The sequence below is a fragment of the Microbacterium psychrotolerans genome (assembly GCF_031085295.1).
Taxonomy (GTDB): Bacteria; Actinomycetota; Actinomycetes; order Actinomycetales; family Microbacteriaceae; genus Microbacterium; species Microbacterium psychrotolerans.
This window is the reverse complement of the sequence record NZ_JAVFWO010000002.1, coordinates 86,827-101,384: the sequence shown is the minus strand read 5'-3', so window position 1 is coordinate 101,384 and position 14,558 is coordinate 86,827. Positions and strand designations below refer to the sequence as shown.

Here is a 14,558-nt window from a genome sequence, read left to right as displayed (position 1 = left end):
GTTCTACGTCGCCGAGCTGCGCCGCCTGCCGTTCTTCGCCTTCGGCGACTCCAGGCCCAGCGCCCCACGCCGAGTCCGCGTCCACGACAGCGACATCCCGATCCGCTGCGCGATCTCCCCGTCCGTGAATGCCGCCGCGTTCAGGTCCCGGATACGGTCATCCGTCCCCGGCAGAGCCTTCGACCGCCGCATCGGCTTCTCACCCCCGACCTGCGCCGGCCGATCCGGGCGCGGCGGCACCGCCGCATCGGCAAGCGCCGACAACACCTCCGCCACCGTCCGACCCGTCGCCTTCGCCCGCTGCTCAAACTGCCGATACGTCCACGGACGCAGGTACGTCCTCACCGGCACAGTCGGATCGTTCGCGAGCCGCACACCGATCGCATGCGGCGCCTGCGTGCACGACACGCACTCCCCCGCCTTGCCCACTGCGATCGTGTCCGGCATCTCCTCCTCCGGAACCCCAACCGGACGCATCCCGCGCCCACACGAGGCGCACACGGCCACTCCGGTCATCTCTGCTGTCTCACTCATGAATCGGCTCCACTTCAAACAAGGTCGAAACCCTCGACGCCATCCGGGTGCACCCTCTGCACCACGCCTTCGCGCCCCCGTCATTGATCGCGCTCAGAGCCCGCTGAAGGTGCCGCGCGCAGAACACCTCCACCCGCCCGCACGACACACACCGCGTCGAGAACCGGGCCTGATCCCCGCACTCGATCCCGGGTACCGTGTGCGTCTCGCACCGGATGTGGCCGACGAAGTCGAGCCCATCCAGAACCGCCTGCTCCAGCTCGCTCATAGGACCTGCACCTCGATCAGCGCGTACCGCGGTCCCGTCGTCCCGCACTTCCGGTGCTTCGTGATCGACGTGTTCAGCCGAATCCACGACGCATGCCCATCGCAGAGGTACGCGACCCAGCCGCCGCACTCCCGGCACGTCGCCGTGTGCGTCGCAGGCTTCGTGCAGAGCGCATCCGTGCCGCCCGCCCGCGTCGTGATCACACACGTCGCCGGGAAGTCGAGCGCCTCGAGCACCTGCTGATCCGACGTCGACATGCTCATACCCCCTGCCTCGCGTGAAGCTGGTCCGCCGCCCGACGATTCGCGTTCAGCGACGACCAGACCTTGATCTCCTCCTTGATCGACCACATCTTCGAGCGGGCGATCCCGGCCTGAGCGTCGAGAATCTTCCACCGGCGCCGAGCGTCGATCACCTGGTCGTCGGCCTCGACCTCCTTCGCGCGGAGTTCCGCAGCCGTCGCCTCCCGGCCGGCCTCACGCACCTCCCGCACCAGGTCGGCACGCATAGCCGCGACCTCCGCGTTCTTCTCCCCCGCGTCCCGCGCCTTCACGATCTCCGCGTTCCGGAGCTGTTGATGCTTCGCCCGCGCCTCATGAGCCGCCTCACCGAGCTCGATCTTCCGGAGCGCGACCACCTTCGGAAACTCCGACTCGGCATCCGCCGCCTCATCGCTGATCTCCTCGGCGAACGCGATGAACACCCACTGCAGGGCCGCGAGCCGCTCGCCCCGCTCCATGCCGCGGGTGCGTCGGAGCGAGCCGACGATGCGGAGGTGCAGCGGGTCGTTCGGGTCCGGGTCGTGAATCTCCAGTTCGCGGAGGAACGCAAGGACGTCGGGCTCGAGGGGCGCGGGTGCGTTCATGATCCGCTCCCCGGGTGCTCCGCGCAGATGCAATCGACCTCGAGCACGTCCTGCCCGTCGTCGACGAGCGCGACCCGGTTGCACGCGCCGTGCTTCCCCTCGGTGCACTCGCGGCACATCTGCGGCTCGTCCCTCCACAGCGGCACGTCGTAATCGTGGTGCGCCGGGTCCGGCTCGGGCGTCGGCTCGGTTGCGAGCGGTTCGCCATCGGCGGTGAACGTCGTGTCGTCGGGGCCGATCCACATCCCGTCGATGCCCAGCTTGTCGGCGTGCCAGTCGAGCTCGAACCTGGTGGCCTCCGGCTTCTCGTGCGGGTCGGGGGAGGCGACACGGACGATCTTCGGGTGGACCTTCACGCCCGAGAGTCCAGCGTTCGGTAGGTCGGCGATCAGCGAGTCGGCGAACTCGGTCTTCACGAACAGCGCGGCGGTCATGATGCGTCCCTCGCGGCTTCGAGAGCGGCGCGGACGTGGGCGTGTGCGGCATCCGTATTCGCGAGGCCGAGTGCGGACCGTGCGGCCTTCACCTGTGCGTCGGTGATCGGCCCCTGTCGGAAGAAACCAGTAGCGGCAAGGGCGCGGGCTACGATGTTCGCCCCGGTCGCGGAGATCGTGCCCTCGTCTGCCCGTGAGGTTTCCCAGATGATCCGGGCCATAGAGTCCCGCGGATCTTCCGCGGTTCCGCGCTGCGCCTCGCGCTCGTCGTCAGTGGGCGGGGCGGTCAGGCGCTCGATGCGCTGCTCGTAGTCCCAATCCGTGCGGCCCTCCTCCGAACGCTTCACGTCGTCGGCGTCTCGTGCGGCCATCTCCGCAAGGAGCGCCGTAATCGCGTCAGCCGCCGCCTCCAGGACGTACACCGGCTTCCCATCGACAGTCCCGATTACCGACCGGCTCCGCTTCCGCAACGCCGCCACCAGCGGCCCGTACACGCTCACAGCAGGCCCTCCCCTCGGAGTAGGGCCTCGGCCTGCACGACGCGCTGGAAGGTTGCGGCGTCGCCGCCCGTATCGGGGTGCGTCTTGCGCTGTGCCGTCCGGACGAGTTCCCGCAGCGGTCGGTCCATGTAAGGAATGCCCGTGACACGAGCGAGGAACACCTTCGCGTCCAGCACGTCCTCGAATCCGGCCGGGACGGAAGTCGCTTCGAGGGCGAGGAAGCCGCGGTACTGCTCGCCGCGCTTCGTCACCCCGTAGCGGTCGACCTTGCGCAGCGCCTCCAACGCCAGCGCGATCGCCCGCAGGTTCGCCTCCCACGAGGTGAAGGTGTCGCAGGGATAGGAGACTCGCCCGACGTTCGGGATCTCGAACGAGAGGATCACCCCCGGGTGATCTGGTGTCGCCCCGGCGCGGGGCTTGCCGTCGAGGCGGAACTTCTCCGCAGAGATCGCCACGAGAAGCTCGGCATCCTTCGCGCGCAGTTCGCGGAGCTCCCGGTCCAGGTCGGCGAGCGTCTGCGTGAGCGTCACCTCTACACCGGAGCGCCGCTTGCCATTGACCTCGCGCGTCCCACGAAACGGCGAAGAACGGCGCTCGCGCGTGAACTTGCCCGGCCACTCCCGGATCGGGGCGACCTTCATGGTGTCCGGCCAGCCGCTCATGCGTCGTCACCCCTCGCGATGCTCAGCGCGTTCGCCAGGTCCGAGTAGGCCCGAGCCGCGTCGACGAGCAACCGCGCGCGCTCCGCCGACGCCTCGCTCTGCGCCTCCTCGAGCGTGTCCATGACCGCCCGCGACACTTGATCGAGCGACACCGCCGGAACCTCGATCCCGTCCGGCAGAGGCTCCGAGAGCGCCGCCTGCGCCCGCAGGACCACGTCGCCGAGGTTCCCCGGACCCGTGAGCGCGTCCTTCGCGTGAGCGATCCGCCGCGTCAGCCGCGCGATCTGCTCATCTCTGTAGTCGGTCACAGCCCCAGTCCTTCCCTGATCAAGCGCCGAAGCGCATTCCGGCTCGCCACCCGACGTGCCGTCTTCGGGTCCGCCGACACCTTGTTGTCGTGATCCAGCGCCGCCGTCCCGAGATGCAGAGCCGCGATCGAGTTCGCGATCCGCTGCTCCTCGACGAGGGCGAGCGTCGCGTGCGTCTGCGCGAGAGCGATTAACTGGGGATTCGTCAGCCCTGCCCGCCCCTCATGCACCTGCACCTGCCGCAGCGCGGTCACCGCGAGGTCGACGTTCGTCTCGCTGCTCATGCCGCCGACTCCTCACCGCTCGGGATGTCAGCCGTCGGCCACTCGGTGACCTGCGCGCCCGCATCCGGCTCGACCGGCGCCCATGCGTCGCCCTGCTGAGATGCCTCCGCAGGCTGCGGCTCCGGGTCCTTCTTCGCCGCCGGCGCGCGCTCCGGGAGCGCGTCACGGACCAGCCAGAGGTAGCGTCCGAGCGCGATGTACTCGGGTGCGTCCTGCTCCTGCCCGAACGCCGGGTTCTTCACCGCGACGTTCAGGTCCCCCGCCGCCTCCGCCTGCTGATACACCGGGCGGAGCTGCGGCCGCGAGCGAGCCTCACGCGCCGCCACCAGCCAGTCCTGCTGCGGCGGACGGAACTCCAGCGTCGGACCCTGCGGTGCCGCCGGAGCGGGCTGAGCAGGAGGAACCTGAGGAGGCGGACCCGCAGGACGACCCTGCGGAGGAACACCCTCCGGCACGCCCTGTGCGCCCGGCTCAGCGCCCGACGTGTCACGACGCACCGTCGCATGCGTACGAACCGCCGTGCCCTCCGTCAGCCCCAGCCGATCCCAGAGGTTGTCGACCGTGAAGTCCGGGTACGCCTTCGGCTTGTCGAGCTGCACCCGAGCCGACTTCACACCCGTAATCAGGAACTGGCCCCGCTCGCGCATCTCGACGATCGCCGTCGCATCGAACACGAGCGACTTGTGCGCCTGGACCTTCCACTCCTTGGCCTTCGTCGGCTGACCGTTCTCCATCACCGTCACCGGATCGAGACGAGCCGTGATGATCGTTGGCCCGTGGTGCTCCCGCAGCGCATCCATGACGTCCTGCCACTGATTCGCCGCGACGTTCCAGAGGTCCGTGCTGATCGTGTAGTCGCCCGACGCGGTCTTCTTCCCGTTCGCACGACGGTTCGCGATCGCCTGCATGTTGTCGCCGATCAGGTTCCACAGGCGGGTCCCCGAGTCGACGATGATCAGCGTCGGCAGGTCCCCCGACGGTTCGGCGACCGCGTCACGCACGGCCCGGAGAATCCCCGGGTACGTACCGTCGTGCTCAACGATCTCGAAGTCGGCCCCCGGGATGAGCGCGTACTCATCCGGGTCGTCCTCGCCGATGCCGATGTACAGCGTCCGGCCGATGAGTGGCGACGCTGATGCGGCGACAGCGGCCCACGACTTGCCCGCCTTCTCACGGCCGGCGAGGAGCATGATCGGCCAGGACGGGAGCCCGGTCGGCTTGCGAGTTTGCAGGGTCATTACGACGCCTCCTCTGTCTCGGTCTTCTTCTCGCGCGTCGGCGTGACGCGCAGGGTCGGCTTCGCGGCAGGCACCGTCTCGGTGAACTCCTCCGCCAGCGACGGGTGCGCCGCCTTGAACAGCGCCTCCCGGAATTGCTTCTTCGGCGCCGGGGTCGAGTACGACAGCGACCCCTCAGGGATGCGGAGCGACGACATTCCGGTCGACGCGCAGTACGCCTCCAGCGCGATGCGAGCCGCATCCGCCGCCTTCTTCGACGCGATCGCCTCCTCGAGCAGGACCACCGCGACCGGGTCGATTCCGTGCTCGATCATGTGGTCGAGTTCGGCGAGGAACTCGTCCGCGATCGTCACGAGCTCGGCGATCAGGTCGTCGTCTCGCTCGATCCAGTACCGGTGCACCTCGCCCGGCTCGAAGGTGCCGTCAGCGAGCCGCACGCACTCCTCGATCGCGATGCGGCATCGGCGTGCACCGAGGACGTACATCACCCAGTTGACCTGGATGCGGTACCCCGATGCCCGGAACGCCTCGCTGTCGCGATCAGCCGTCTTGCCCGGCTTCATGCCGTGCTCGTCGGTCTTGATCTCCAGAACTTCGAGGTTCTCGTCGAAGTCGACACGGATGCCGTCCGGCGAGGCCAGGTGCCGAGTGTTCTCCGGGTGATGGAACACCCGCGACTCCGGCACGAAGCCCTCACCGCGCAACATCTCGGCGATGACAGGCTCCCGCTCCTTCCCGTACCGGATGCGCGGGATGAACGCACCGAGGTCCTTCTCCGCCTCCTGCTCGGTCTTCGTCGCGATCAGCTTCGCCTTCGACTTCGCCCGGATGTAGAGATCCCGGACCTCGGTCGCCGTGCAACCGCCGCGACGCTCCGCGAGCCAGGCCGGCCGATCCGTGTCGGATGCGCCCGCTCGCGCTTCGAGGTCAACGAGCACCTGTGGCATGTACGTCGTGTCGCTCATCGGAGCACCTTCACGTCCGCCTTGCCGATGAGTGCGACGAGGCGCTCAGTCGACAGCCACCGACCGTCCTGTCCCTCCTCGGTCCACCAGCCCTTGTCGTGTCCGCCGTTCTTCTGCGGGTCGCGCTGCGCGATCTGCACGAGGTAGGCCCCGCTGTCCCACGTGATGATCTGGGCACTCGCCCAGGCGGGTTCCTGAGGGTGCGCGTCGAAGTAGGCACCTGCAGCGCGCCACGCTCCGGACCGGTCGATGGCGAGCAAACTCCCGCGCTTGTTGAACGCACTGCGGGTGATGAGGGTCGACTCGCCGTCGCTCTCGCGGATGACCTTGCATCCCAACCCCACTTCGTCGCTGCTGTACACGACATAGTCCGGGTGTTCCGACCACCGCCAGCGGCCGATCTCCTCATCGTTCTCCGCGAACAGGTGGCTCCGCACCGCGGCGACGTGATCCGGGCTGAGGACGATGAGCCCCTGCACAGACAGCGAGTCCGACTCGAAGAACGTCGCGGGCTGAGCCAGTCGCAGACCGCCATCGCCGGTCGGCGTCACCGTGACGCTCATGCCTGCACCTCCGGCCACACGCGACGCCCTCCCGTGATCTCCGGAGCCGTCACACCCACTGACGTGAAGTACTCGTTCGTGTCCACAGCGGCGAAGTGGTCGCCTCTCCGCACGACGACGATCTCTTCCGGGTCGACGCCGAAGCGCAGCGCCCAGAGTTCGCCCTCGACCGAGTCCTGCCACCGACGCGTCTTGTCCGCTTCGATGAAGTACTGCCGTGCGACCTTCGCCTCGTCCGAGAACCCCTCGGCCTCCGCGTCGTCGACCTCCTGCCGCGCGATCGTCGTCATCGCGCCTGACGGCTCATGCAGCACGAGCGCCGTGTCGAAGTCGCTCCCCGGGTACACGACGAACTCCCGCAGAGGGCGAGGCGCACGCCACCGCCCGAACGACTCGTCCTTGTCGTGCTCGAAGAACTCAGCCAGCGCGGCCGCGCGAGACGGCACGATGTCGCTGCGGATGGAGGAGAACGTCGTGCGCACACGACCGTCCTGATCCCGGCTCACGGCGACGCCGTTCGATGCCCTGAAGTCGCTCATGCCTGCACCGACTTCCGAAGCTTGCCGAACGCGGTGAAGTACTTCGACTCCTTCTGCCACCCGATGTCACGGATGCCGTACCGGTCCCGACCGATCAGCGTCGGTCGCGTCTCCCAGCGCTGACGCTTCGCATCGAAGCGGTGACGCCACGTGTGCGACCGCTCCGCCGGAGGCGTCGGCATCTTCGGCGCGACGACCAACTTCTGCCCTGCGCGCTTCCTTGCCTTGCGTGCCGTGGTGCTCATGCCTGCTCTCCCTCGTTCTCGTTCTCCTCGCGCGCCTTCGCGTCGCGCTCCGACTTCGGCACGAAGCCGACCGACTGCACCGTGTAGCGCGACCGCAGCAGGTCCTCGTGCACGTGCTCCGTCTCCCGGGAGTCCTCCCAGCGCACGACGAGCACGCCATCGCTCAACTGGCCCCGCACCCGCCCCTGCCGACGCCCGGACAGGTCGGTCACGTTCGCGTTCACCTGGAACCGACTCGCACGCGGTGCCCGAGGAACCGGACCCGCCGCCGCCGACTCACCACGCGCCTCCCGCGCGTCACGCGCCTCAACCGCGCGTGCGAGCTCGATCCCATGACCGACGAGGGCAAGCGCGAGCAGTCCTGCATTGATCGGTGACACTCCCCCGATCGGCTCGACACCGCCGCCCTCCCGCCGCGGAGGCGCGAACCGCGCCCGCGGGTCGATCCGCTCGGTCACTTCTTCCGACCCTTCGTGATCGGAGTCGGCGCAGGTTGCTCGGACTCGTCGTCGTCCTCGTCCGTGGGCGCGGCGACGACGTCGCCCTCCTCGCCTGACAGGTCGAGCGGCTGAGCACCAGTGCGCCCGCCGACACGGTCCGCCTTGATGGCGCCGAGGATCTCCAGCACGTGTTCGCGCTGATCCTCCGGGACACCCTCGATGTCGATGATCAGACCGATCGGGACGTTCCCCTTCAGGTGCACGTCCTCCGTCGCGACGAGCGCGATCACCGGGATCGTCTTGCCACGGTTGAAGTTGTCGAGCGCCTCGGCCTCGAACGCATCGAGCCCGTTCGCGTCGTCCTTCGGGAGTCTCGCCTTCAGTTTCATCACTTCACCCCTTCGGTGATCGGCCAGCGGACCGCCCGCATGGCCTCGTTCTTCTTGCGCTCGAGCACGCCGTCGAGCGACAGGTCGACAGGGGCGCCGAGATGGCGCCACCCCATCGCCGCCAGAGCCGCCGCGTCGGCGACGTTGTGATTGCGGATCGTCGGCGCCCACAGCTGGATCGCCTCGACGACCGCCTTCTTGTCCGCCCGGGCGTGACCCGCGGCGTACTTCGCGCGGCCGGCGGGAGTCACCCCGACGACGACATGCCCGAGTCGGCTGAGCCACTGCGCGGTCCGCCAGAACACCCCGGCCCGCTCATACGGGTTGCCCCACTTCGACCGGAACGACCCCGTCTCGATGACGACCAGCGCGTCATCCGGGACGAGCGACACGACCCGCTGCACGATCGACGACTGCCGATCGAGCCACTCCTGCAGGGTCGGCTTGTAGTCCTTCGGGAATGCTTCGGTCTCGATGAGGTGCTGAGAAATGCGGACCTCGCCTCCCCCATTGCGGCGGATAGTCGCGACGCCCGATCCCGCCAGCGACAGGTCGAGCCCCGTGACGACGGCGCTCATCGCGCACCCCGCACGCTCAGGACGGCCGTGTCCTCGCCGCCGTTCTCGAACCGGCTACGCGCCTCGACGCCGCGGCGGTACGCCCGCAGGTAGACCGCACCCTGGTTCCGTCGACGCGCCCGCCCGGCGTAGCCGTCAGCGAACCCCGCGAGGAATCCATGCAGGGCGGTCATGCCCGGGCCTCCGCCTCAGCGAGGGCCGACGTCGGAACGCCGCCCGACCAGACGAGCACGTCACCGTCGGGCACACGCCCGATGCCGGGAACCGGCGGGTGCGGCTCGAAGTACTTCATGAGCAGCGGGAAGTCGTCGCCGAGGAGCGGCTGATCGGAGTCGTACCGCTTCGCGAGGCCCCGCATCCAGTCGAGCGCCCAGTGCGCGTGGATGATGATCTCGACGCCGTGCACGTACTCGGGGAACTGTGTGGCGATCCAGTCGCGGTTGTCCTCGTCTGCCGCCTTGATCAGGTGGATGAGGCGATTCACGAAGTGCCCGCCGTCGAGGCCGAGGTTCGTGTCGCCCTCGTACCAGAGCAGGTGCTGGACGGTCTGCCGGGAGAGCGTGATGCGCGAATCGCGCGGCGTGTGTGCCATGAGGATGTGTGCCTGTTCGTTGAGGATGAGCGGGCTGAGGAGGCCCTAGAGGGTGTCGCGGGTGTCGTCCCGCGAGAGGTGCGGATCGGGAGGCGTCCGCTGGCCGATGCCGTCGAGCGCGTCGAGGCGGCTGATCGCCTCGGGGTGCGTCTCGTCGATGTGCTCGATGAACGGGTGGGCCGTCGAGCGTCGCGGGCCGGTGCGGGGCCAGATGAGGATCAGAACGAACGCGACAGGGGCGAGCACCTGAATCGCGTCCGCCGAGTTGAACCCGGGCGTCCCAGCCGCCGGCGAGACGAGGATCGCGACGAGCACCGCGGATGCCGCGAACACGAAGCGGATCACGACGCCACCGCCTCGGCCTCGTCACGGGCGTCCCGCTCGGCGAGGTTCGTGAGCACTTGCGCGGCGACAACTCCGAACCGCTCCCACGCCGCATCCGACGGCTCGACGTCGCAGCTGTACATCACACCGCCACCGCCTGGTTCTTCGGCTGCTCCACCCGGAACAGGACCTTGAACTCGATGTGCGGGAACGTCGTCAGCGCGCGAGCGATGAACTCGGCGGACGGCGACACCTTGTCGTTCGAGATACGCCAGAGCGTCGCCCTCGACACCCCAAGGATGTCGGCGAGCTTCGCCTCAGAGGGGATGCCGTTGGCTCGACGGAGTTTGTCGAGGTTCTCCCGGATCAGAACGATCCGGGGAGTTTCTTCCGTGAAAGCATCTTGCATGCGTGAAAGCATGCGTCATCACTTTCACGCGCGCAAGAGGAATGACACAGAGATTCTGATACATCCCCGGAAAATCAATGATCCAGCCGACAAAGTCGTTGCACGCGTGAAACATCTGCCGTAGTGTCGGTGCCATGCCTGAACATTCAGACGTGCGCCAAAAGTGGGCTATTTACCTCAACCGCTGGAAGGGCGACCGCTCACAAGCGGACTACGCCCGCCTCCTCGGCGTCACCGAAGGCCAGCTGAGCAAGTGGCGCACCGGAGCCACAGGCGTGAAGGTCGAGACCGTCATCGCGATCGCCAGGAAACTCGGCGACAGCCCGTTGCACGTCCTCGTCGAGGTCGGCTACCTCGAGCCCGAGGACGTCGCACAGTTCAAGGTCGCTCGCCCGTACGCACTCGACACCTTCACCGACACCGAACTCTCGGCCGAGATCCTCCGCCGCGTGCAGGCCGGAGCCGCAACCGGAGCACTCACCGACCCGGTGCAACTCGCGCAGGACGAGACCGGGCACATCGCACCGGTCCACCACCTCCCCCGCCCGCACCTCGTCGACCTGGGCGAGGTCGCATCCGAATCGATCACCCACGACCCCGACGACACCGACGACAAGTACGACGCCTAACCGGGACCCCTGCATGAAAGACCTGCTCACCCTGGCCGCTGAACTCGGCCTCACCGTTGTCGAGCGTCGAGGCAAGCACCTCGGCGGCTACCACGCGGGATCGCGGACCGTGAGACTCGACCCGCACATGCCGCGTCGCGTCGCACGCGCCGTTCTCGCGCATGAGATCGCACATCACGTGTTCGGGGATGAGCCGTCGCCCTACGGGCCGGTACGGGCGAAGCAGGAGCGACGGGCGAACGAGTGGGCCGCGCTGCGACTCATCACTCCCGACGCGTTCGCGGACGCGGAGCGGCTCCGCAACGGGCACACCGCGTCGATGGCACACGACCTCGACGTCACCCCCGAACTCATCGACGCGTACCGTCAGGTCCTGCTGCGCATCGGAGACACCACATACGTCGAGCCCCGCATGGGTGCTGGCCAGTATCGGAGCGCACATGCCTAAGCCGGCCCTTCGCCCCACGACGCGCCTGCGAGCCGTGCTGTACCTCCGGCAGTCGACCTTCCGCGAGGAGTCGATCAGCCTCGAACTGCAGGAGCACGCTGGCCGCGAGCACTGCAACCAGCAGGGTTACGACGTCGTCGCCGTCCTAGCCGACCCGGGCGTCTCCGGCCGCACATGGAACCGTCCCGCGGTGCAGCAGGCGATGAAGATGATCGAGGACCGCGAGGCCGACGTCATCGTTCTCTGGAAGTGGTCCCGCCTGTCCCGCTCCCGGCTCGACTGGGCCGTCGCCGCCGACCGGATCGAGACACTCGGGGGACGCATCGAGTCCGCCACCGAGCCGATCGACACCACGACGTCGACCGGACGGTTCGCACGCGGCATGCTCACCGAGTTCGCCGCATTCGAGTCCGAGCGCATCGGCGACGTCTGGCGCGAGACTCACCAGCGTCGCGTCGCCAACGGCCTCCCCGCGAACGGCAAGCCGCGATTCGGATACACCTACTCCCGCGACACCGGCTTCACTATGCACCCCGTCGACGGCCCCGTGCTCGCCGACACCTACCGCCGCTACATCGCAGGCGAGTCGGTGTACTCCCTCGTCGCGTGGCTCAACGCCGGGCCAACACGACCCGCCTCCGGCTACGGCTCGAAGAGTGACGGGCTGTGGAGCGACCGCACCCTCCGCCGCGTCATGGACTCCGGGTTCGCAGCTGGCTTCATCACCTCGCGAGGAGAACGGCTTCCCGGCGCACACGAGGCGCTCATCACCGAGTCCGAGTGGGAGGCCTACCTAGAAGCCCGCGACCGGCGCCGCGTGTACCGGCGAACCGAGCGGTCCGAGTACCTGCTCTCCGGCCTCGTCTGGTGCGCGTGCGGGTCAAAGATGCACGCTGGCCAGTTCGGGTCCTCCCGGACCCCGAAGTACCGCTGCAAGGATGCGCACGAGAAGCGCACCCACACGGGCGGATACGTGAGCGAAACCGTGCTCGAGGAGGAAGTGCGACGGTGGCTCGCCGACCGCGAGCACCGCGTACGCCGCGCCACCACCGAAGCACTCGAACGCCGCGCCGGCACCCGCGTGGGACCCGACCCCGCCGACACGCTCCGGGCGCAGCTCCGGGACCTCGAAGCGAAACAGGAACGTCTAGCCGAACGGCTCATCACCGACGGCATCCCGCAGGCCACGTACGCCCGCCTCCGCGACCGGTACACCGCCGAGCATGACGCGGTCACACGCGAGCTCCGCACCGTCGAGGTGCGCCGCACAGCACCTATCCGGGTACTCCCCGTGCTGCTCGAACGATGGGGCGACCTACTCGTGCACGAGAAGCGTGAGGCACTGCGTTCGATCATCGACCGAGTGGTCGTCACCCCAGGTCGTCCCCGCTCCTCGGTTGAGATCCGCGGACGGGACTAGACCGCATTCACGAACACGAGTGGTGCCTGAACTCGTCGGGTGAGACTAGACACCACTCACGAGCGTGATCAGGACCCATCCGGGCACGTCACCCCGCTCGTCCTCGGCGAGGTCGTCCCACGTGCCGTGAATCCGAGCCGCGAGGCGCTGCATCCGTGCTTTCATCATTTCTCCTTCCGGCCGATCAGCCGAGTCCGAGTCGAAGCATGAAGATCCCGGGGAACACCGCGAACAGGACGCTCAGCGGCAGGATCAGGAAGACGAGGGGAAAGAGCGTTCGTACTCGGCTGGCTTGCGTTCTGCCTCCTCGGAGGGCAGGAACATCGACGGGTCGAGCACTCCGTGGATGGTGATCGCGCCGGGTCGCCCGGACACGACGTCCGACACGATCACCCGCACGTCGAGCAACTCCACCACTTCCCTGCGCATCGCCGCCGAGGCGTCCTGCAAACGGCCCTTCGCGCGCTCGGCGAGCGCCGCGACGTCCGTGATCCGCTGTGCCTCGTCGGCCCGCCGAGCGTGCATGGACGCCATGGCGTCGATGCGCTCCCGCACGTCCGCGAGTTCGCCCCGCAGGCGCTCCACGGTCGCCAGGTGCTCCGCCGGGTCGTCGGCCATGAGGTACAGATCCTTCGCCCGGCTCATCGCCCGTTCGAGAGTGGCCTCCTGCTTGCGGAGGGCCGCGATCATCGGGGCCCCGTCGGTCAGGTCTGCGTCGTCGTCCAGTTCCAGCCACTGGCGCGCCAGACGCTCCAGTCGCTCCGGGTCGGCGAGCATCGCCGCGAGCTCCGCCCACACCGGCTCGTCGATCGCGGGGCCCTTTACCTGGGGGCAGGAGCAGCGCGGGCTGGTGGCGGTGCGGTACCGACGACCCGAGCACACGTAGTAAGGGTTCGGGCGGGACTTCGTGGTCACCCCGTCGTAGTGCTTCGACAGATCGCACGGCCCGAATAGGCGACCCGTGAGCATCTGGCGCTGAGGAGCCGAGGGCGTCCAGGAGGCCTTGCGGTTCACCGCCCGCTGGAGAGCCTGCCACTCCTGCCGGGTGAACACCGGGTCTCCGAGGCTCACAGTCACGGTGTCGCCATACTTCGGTGTGCCGTCGCGATTCACCTTCGTGGCGTGCGAGTTCGCGGCGCGGTAGCCCGAACGGGTCTTGCCCCAGGTGGTCTCGGCGGTCCACAGGGTCGGGTTCGTAACGGTCTGCCGAACCGTCTGGTACTGCCATGCCGACGCCTGTCGAGGGCGAAGACCCATTAGGTTCAGGCGCTCGGCCACCTCGGCGGTGGACAGGCGATCCTTGACGAACAGCTGGTACATCGCACGGAGGACTTCGCGCTCGCGCTCGTCCGGAACCGGGCGGGCGTCCTTCTTGAGTCCTTCCAGTCGCCAGCCGAACGGCGGCTTCGATCCGGCCCATCCCCCGGCGCGACCCTTGGCGCGCTGACCAGCAGCGGTGCGGGCGACGATGGTGTCGCGTTCGAACTCGGCGAACCCGGCGAGCATGGTCCGCATGGCGCGACCTGCTGGGGTGCTCATGTCGATCTGCTCCTTGACCACCACGAGGTCGACGCCCATGTCGGCGAGGCGGTCGGTTTCGCGGATCGCGTCGCCTGCCTTCCGGGCGAACCGGTCGAGCTTGGCCACGACCACGGCGTCGATCTTGCCGTCGTGGGCGTCCTGGAGCATCCGCCGCCACTCGGGGCGGGTCGCGTCGGTTCCGGACAGTCCTTCGTCTACGTAGGCGTCCACGAACTCCCAGCCACGGGCCTTGATCGTGGCCTCGCAGATCTCGCGCTGCTCGGGCAGTGACGTGTTGTCGACCTGCATGTCGGTGCTGACGCGGGCGTAGTACGCGGCGCGCTTGCGGTGTTCAGCCACGACGGGCCTCCTCTCGGCGGGAACGGTTGATTTCGGCGATGCA

Annotated in this window: 25 protein-coding genes; 3 read left to right on the top strand and 22 right to left on the bottom strand. The window is 68.3% G+C overall.

Annotation, left to right across the window (positions count from 1 at the left end; all coding sequences use genetic code 11):
- Positions 1–3: 3 nt before the first annotated feature.
- The 21 genes from Q9R08_RS05040 to Q9R08_RS04940 all read right to left on the bottom strand — a co-directional run bounded on the left by Q9R08_RS05040 (position 4) and on the right by Q9R08_RS04940 (position 10,137).
- On the bottom strand, positions 4–447 hold the full coding sequence (locus Q9R08_RS05040; protein ID WP_308866772.1) for a hypothetical protein: 444 nt from the start codon (positions 445–447) through the stop codon (positions 4–6).
- Positions 448–798: 351 nt separating this feature from the next.
- Positions 799–1,065 (bottom strand): hypothetical protein, encoded by a 267-nt coding sequence (locus Q9R08_RS05035; RefSeq protein ID WP_308866771.1) that lies wholly within the window; start codon positions 1,063–1,065, stop codon positions 799–801.
- A complete protein-coding gene (locus tag Q9R08_RS05030) occupies positions 1,062–1,667 on the bottom strand; it encodes a hypothetical protein (protein WP_308866770.1) in 606 nt (201 codons plus the stop codon). The genes Q9R08_RS05035 and Q9R08_RS05030 overlap by 4 nt, the downstream gene beginning before the upstream one ends.
- On the bottom strand, positions 1,664–2,101 hold the full coding sequence (locus Q9R08_RS05025; protein WP_308866769.1) for a hypothetical protein: 438 nt from the start codon (positions 2,099–2,101) through the stop codon (positions 1,664–1,666). Before Q9R08_RS05025 ends, Q9R08_RS05030 begins: the two co-directional genes overlap by 4 nt.
- Entirely contained in the window at positions 2,098–2,601 is a 504-nt protein-coding gene (locus tag Q9R08_RS05020) for a hypothetical protein (protein WP_308866768.1), read from the bottom strand. The genes Q9R08_RS05025 and Q9R08_RS05020 overlap by 4 nt, the downstream gene beginning before the upstream one ends.
- Positions 2,598–3,263: a hypothetical protein gene (locus Q9R08_RS05015; protein ID WP_308866767.1), complete on the bottom strand. Its 666-nt coding sequence runs from the start codon at positions 3,261–3,263 to the stop codon at positions 2,598–2,600. The genes Q9R08_RS05020 and Q9R08_RS05015 overlap by 4 nt, the downstream gene beginning before the upstream one ends.
- Complete coding sequence (locus tag Q9R08_RS05010) at positions 3,260–3,571, bottom strand: hypothetical protein (protein WP_308866765.1); 312 nt, start codon at positions 3,569–3,571, stop codon at positions 3,260–3,262. Before Q9R08_RS05010 ends, Q9R08_RS05015 begins: the two co-directional genes overlap by 4 nt.
- Entirely contained in the window at positions 3,568–3,855 is a 288-nt protein-coding gene (locus Q9R08_RS05005; RefSeq protein ID WP_308866764.1) for a hypothetical protein, read from the bottom strand. The genes Q9R08_RS05010 and Q9R08_RS05005 overlap by 4 nt, the downstream gene beginning before the upstream one ends.
- A complete protein-coding gene (locus Q9R08_RS05000; RefSeq protein ID WP_308866763.1) occupies positions 3,852–5,093 on the bottom strand; it encodes a hypothetical protein in 1,242 nt (413 codons plus the stop codon). The genes Q9R08_RS05005 and Q9R08_RS05000 overlap by 4 nt, the downstream gene beginning before the upstream one ends.
- On the bottom strand, positions 5,093–6,058 hold the full coding sequence (locus Q9R08_RS04995; RefSeq protein WP_308866762.1) for a YqaJ viral recombinase family protein: 966 nt from the start codon (positions 6,056–6,058) through the stop codon (positions 5,093–5,095). The genes Q9R08_RS05000 and Q9R08_RS04995 overlap by 1 nt, the downstream gene beginning before the upstream one ends.
- Positions 6,055–6,621 (bottom strand): hypothetical protein, encoded by a 567-nt coding sequence (locus tag Q9R08_RS04990; protein WP_308866761.1) that lies wholly within the window; start codon positions 6,619–6,621, stop codon positions 6,055–6,057. The genes Q9R08_RS04995 and Q9R08_RS04990 overlap by 4 nt, the downstream gene beginning before the upstream one ends.
- A complete protein-coding gene (locus Q9R08_RS04985; RefSeq protein ID WP_308866760.1) occupies positions 6,618–7,160 on the bottom strand; it encodes a hypothetical protein in 543 nt (180 codons plus the stop codon). The genes Q9R08_RS04990 and Q9R08_RS04985 overlap by 4 nt, the downstream gene beginning before the upstream one ends.
- Positions 7,157–7,405 carry a hypothetical protein gene (locus Q9R08_RS04980; RefSeq protein WP_308866759.1) on the bottom strand — a complete coding sequence of 83 codons (249 nt, stop codon included), beginning with the start codon at positions 7,403–7,405 and terminating at the stop codon, positions 7,157–7,159. Before Q9R08_RS04980 ends, Q9R08_RS04985 begins: the two co-directional genes overlap by 4 nt.
- A complete protein-coding gene (locus Q9R08_RS04975; RefSeq protein ID WP_308866758.1) occupies positions 7,402–7,863 on the bottom strand; it encodes a hypothetical protein in 462 nt (153 codons plus the stop codon). The genes Q9R08_RS04980 and Q9R08_RS04975 overlap by 4 nt, the downstream gene beginning before the upstream one ends.
- Entirely contained in the window at positions 7,860–8,234 is a 375-nt protein-coding gene (locus Q9R08_RS04970; RefSeq protein ID WP_308866757.1) for a hypothetical protein, read from the bottom strand. Before Q9R08_RS04970 ends, Q9R08_RS04975 begins: the two co-directional genes overlap by 4 nt.
- A complete protein-coding gene (locus tag Q9R08_RS04965; protein ID WP_308866756.1) occupies positions 8,234–8,812 on the bottom strand; it encodes a hypothetical protein in 579 nt (192 codons plus the stop codon). The genes Q9R08_RS04970 and Q9R08_RS04965 overlap by 1 nt, the downstream gene beginning before the upstream one ends.
- The gene (locus Q9R08_RS04960; protein ID WP_308866755.1) at positions 8,809–8,985 is read right to left on the bottom strand and encodes a hypothetical protein; all 177 of its coding nucleotides are present in this window, start codon (positions 8,983–8,985) and stop codon (positions 8,809–8,811) included. Before Q9R08_RS04960 ends, Q9R08_RS04965 begins: the two co-directional genes overlap by 4 nt.
- Positions 8,982–9,404 carry a hypothetical protein gene (locus Q9R08_RS04955; RefSeq protein WP_308866754.1) on the bottom strand — a complete coding sequence of 141 codons (423 nt, stop codon included), beginning with the start codon at positions 9,402–9,404 and terminating at the stop codon, positions 8,982–8,984. The genes Q9R08_RS04960 and Q9R08_RS04955 overlap by 4 nt, the downstream gene beginning before the upstream one ends.
- A gap of 45 nt (positions 9,405–9,449) precedes the next feature.
- Positions 9,450–9,749, bottom strand: coding sequence for a hypothetical protein (locus Q9R08_RS04950; RefSeq protein WP_308866753.1), 300 nt, complete (start codon positions 9,747–9,749; stop codon positions 9,450–9,452).
- The gene (locus tag Q9R08_RS04945; RefSeq protein WP_308866752.1) at positions 9,746–9,871 is read right to left on the bottom strand and encodes a hypothetical protein; all 126 of its coding nucleotides are present in this window, start codon (positions 9,869–9,871) and stop codon (positions 9,746–9,748) included. The genes Q9R08_RS04950 and Q9R08_RS04945 overlap by 4 nt, the downstream gene beginning before the upstream one ends.
- The gene (locus Q9R08_RS04940; RefSeq protein WP_308866751.1) at positions 9,871–10,137 is read right to left on the bottom strand and encodes a helix-turn-helix transcriptional regulator; all 267 of its coding nucleotides are present in this window, start codon (positions 10,135–10,137) and stop codon (positions 9,871–9,873) included. Before Q9R08_RS04940 ends, Q9R08_RS04945 begins: the two co-directional genes overlap by 1 nt.
- A gap of 134 nt (positions 10,138–10,271) precedes the next feature.
- Here Q9R08_RS04940 and Q9R08_RS04935 point away from each other — a divergent pair, with 134 nt between their 5' ends.
- From Q9R08_RS04935 to Q9R08_RS04925, 3 genes are read left to right on the top strand one after another with little or no spacing between them, the layout of a single operon-like run.
- The gene (locus tag Q9R08_RS04935) at positions 10,272–10,766 is read left to right on the top strand and encodes a helix-turn-helix domain-containing protein (RefSeq protein WP_308866750.1); all 495 of its coding nucleotides are present in this window, start codon (positions 10,272–10,274) and stop codon (positions 10,764–10,766) included.
- Positions 10,767–10,779: 13 nt separating this feature from the next.
- Positions 10,780–11,214 carry an ImmA/IrrE family metallo-endopeptidase gene (locus tag Q9R08_RS04930; RefSeq protein WP_308866749.1) on the top strand — a complete coding sequence of 145 codons (435 nt, stop codon included), beginning with the start codon at positions 10,780–10,782 and terminating at the stop codon, positions 11,212–11,214.
- Positions 11,207–12,634 (top strand): recombinase family protein, encoded by a 1,428-nt coding sequence (locus Q9R08_RS04925; RefSeq protein ID WP_308866748.1) that lies wholly within the window; start codon positions 11,207–11,209, stop codon positions 12,632–12,634. Before Q9R08_RS04930 ends, Q9R08_RS04925 begins: the two co-directional genes overlap by 8 nt.
- Positions 12,635–12,886: 252 nt before the next feature.
- Here the strand turns inward: Q9R08_RS04925 and Q9R08_RS04920 are convergent, their stop codons facing one another.
- A complete protein-coding gene (locus tag Q9R08_RS04920) occupies positions 12,887–14,515 on the bottom strand; it encodes a recombinase family protein (RefSeq protein ID WP_308866747.1) in 1,629 nt (542 codons plus the stop codon).
- Between the last annotated feature and the right edge of the window lie 43 nt (positions 14,516–14,558).

Bases quoted from the DNA above. Each gene is read 5' to 3' on its own strand.
- Q9R08_RS05040 (WP_308866772.1), bottom strand. From the start codon at position 447: ATGCCGGACACGATCGCAGTGGGCAAGGCGGGGGAGTGCGTGTCGTGC.
- Q9R08_RS05035 (WP_308866771.1), bottom strand. From the start codon at position 1,065: ATGAGCATGTCGACGTCGGATCAGCAGGTGCTCGAGGCGCTCGACTTC.
- Q9R08_RS05030 (WP_308866770.1), bottom strand. From the start codon at position 1,667: ATGAACGCACCCGCGCCCCTCGAGCCCGACGTCCTTGCGTTCCTCCGC.
- Q9R08_RS05025 (WP_308866769.1), bottom strand. From the start codon at position 2,101: ATGACCGCCGCGCTGTTCGTGAAGACCGAGTTCGCCGACTCGCTGATC.
- Q9R08_RS05015 (WP_308866767.1), bottom strand. From the start codon at position 3,263: ATGAGCGGCTGGCCGGACACCATGAAGGTCGCCCCGATCCGGGAGTGG.
- Q9R08_RS05005 (WP_308866764.1), bottom strand. From the start codon at position 3,855: ATGAGCAGCGAGACGAACGTCGACCTCGCGGTGACCGCGCTGCGGCAG.
- Q9R08_RS05000 (WP_308866763.1), bottom strand. From the start codon at position 5,093: ATGACCCTGCAAACTCGCAAGCCGACCGGGCTCCCGTCCTGGCCGATC.
- Q9R08_RS04995 (WP_308866762.1), bottom strand. From the start codon at position 6,058: ATGAGCGACACGACGTACATGCCACAGGTGCTCGTTGACCTCGAAGCG.
- Q9R08_RS04990 (WP_308866761.1), bottom strand. From the start codon at position 6,621: ATGAGCGTCACGGTGACGCCGACCGGCGATGGCGGTCTGCGACTGGCT.
- Q9R08_RS04985 (WP_308866760.1), bottom strand. From the start codon at position 7,160: ATGAGCGACTTCAGGGCATCGAACGGCGTCGCCGTGAGCCGGGATCAG.
- Q9R08_RS04980 (WP_308866759.1), bottom strand. From the start codon at position 7,405: ATGAGCACCACGGCACGCAAGGCAAGGAAGCGCGCAGGGCAGAAGTTG.
- Q9R08_RS04970 (WP_308866757.1), bottom strand. From the start codon at position 8,234: ATGAAACTGAAGGCGAGACTCCCGAAGGACGACGCGAACGGGCTCGAT.
- Q9R08_RS04965 (WP_308866756.1), bottom strand. From the start codon at position 8,812: ATGAGCGCCGTCGTCACGGGGCTCGACCTGTCGCTGGCGGGATCGGGC.
- Q9R08_RS04960 (WP_308866755.1), bottom strand. From the start codon at position 8,985: ATGACCGCCCTGCATGGATTCCTCGCGGGGTTCGCTGACGGCTACGCC.
- Q9R08_RS04955 (WP_308866754.1), bottom strand. From the start codon at position 9,404: ATGGCACACACGCCGCGCGATTCGCGCATCACGCTCTCCCGGCAGACC.
- Q9R08_RS04945 (WP_308866752.1), bottom strand. From the start codon at position 9,871: ATGTACAGCTGCGACGTCGAGCCGTCGGATGCGGCGTGGGAGCGGTTC.
- Q9R08_RS04940 (WP_308866751.1), bottom strand. From the start codon at position 10,137: ATGCAAGATGCTTTCACGGAAGAAACTCCCCGGATCGTTCTGATCCGG.
- Q9R08_RS04935 (WP_308866750.1), top strand. From the start codon at position 10,272: ATGCCTGAACATTCAGACGTGCGCCAAAAGTGGGCTATTTACCTCAAC.
- Q9R08_RS04930 (WP_308866749.1), top strand. From the start codon at position 10,780: ATGAAAGACCTGCTCACCCTGGCCGCTGAACTCGGCCTCACCGTTGTC.
- Q9R08_RS04925 (WP_308866748.1), top strand. From the start codon at position 11,207: ATGCCTAAGCCGGCCCTTCGCCCCACGACGCGCCTGCGAGCCGTGCTG.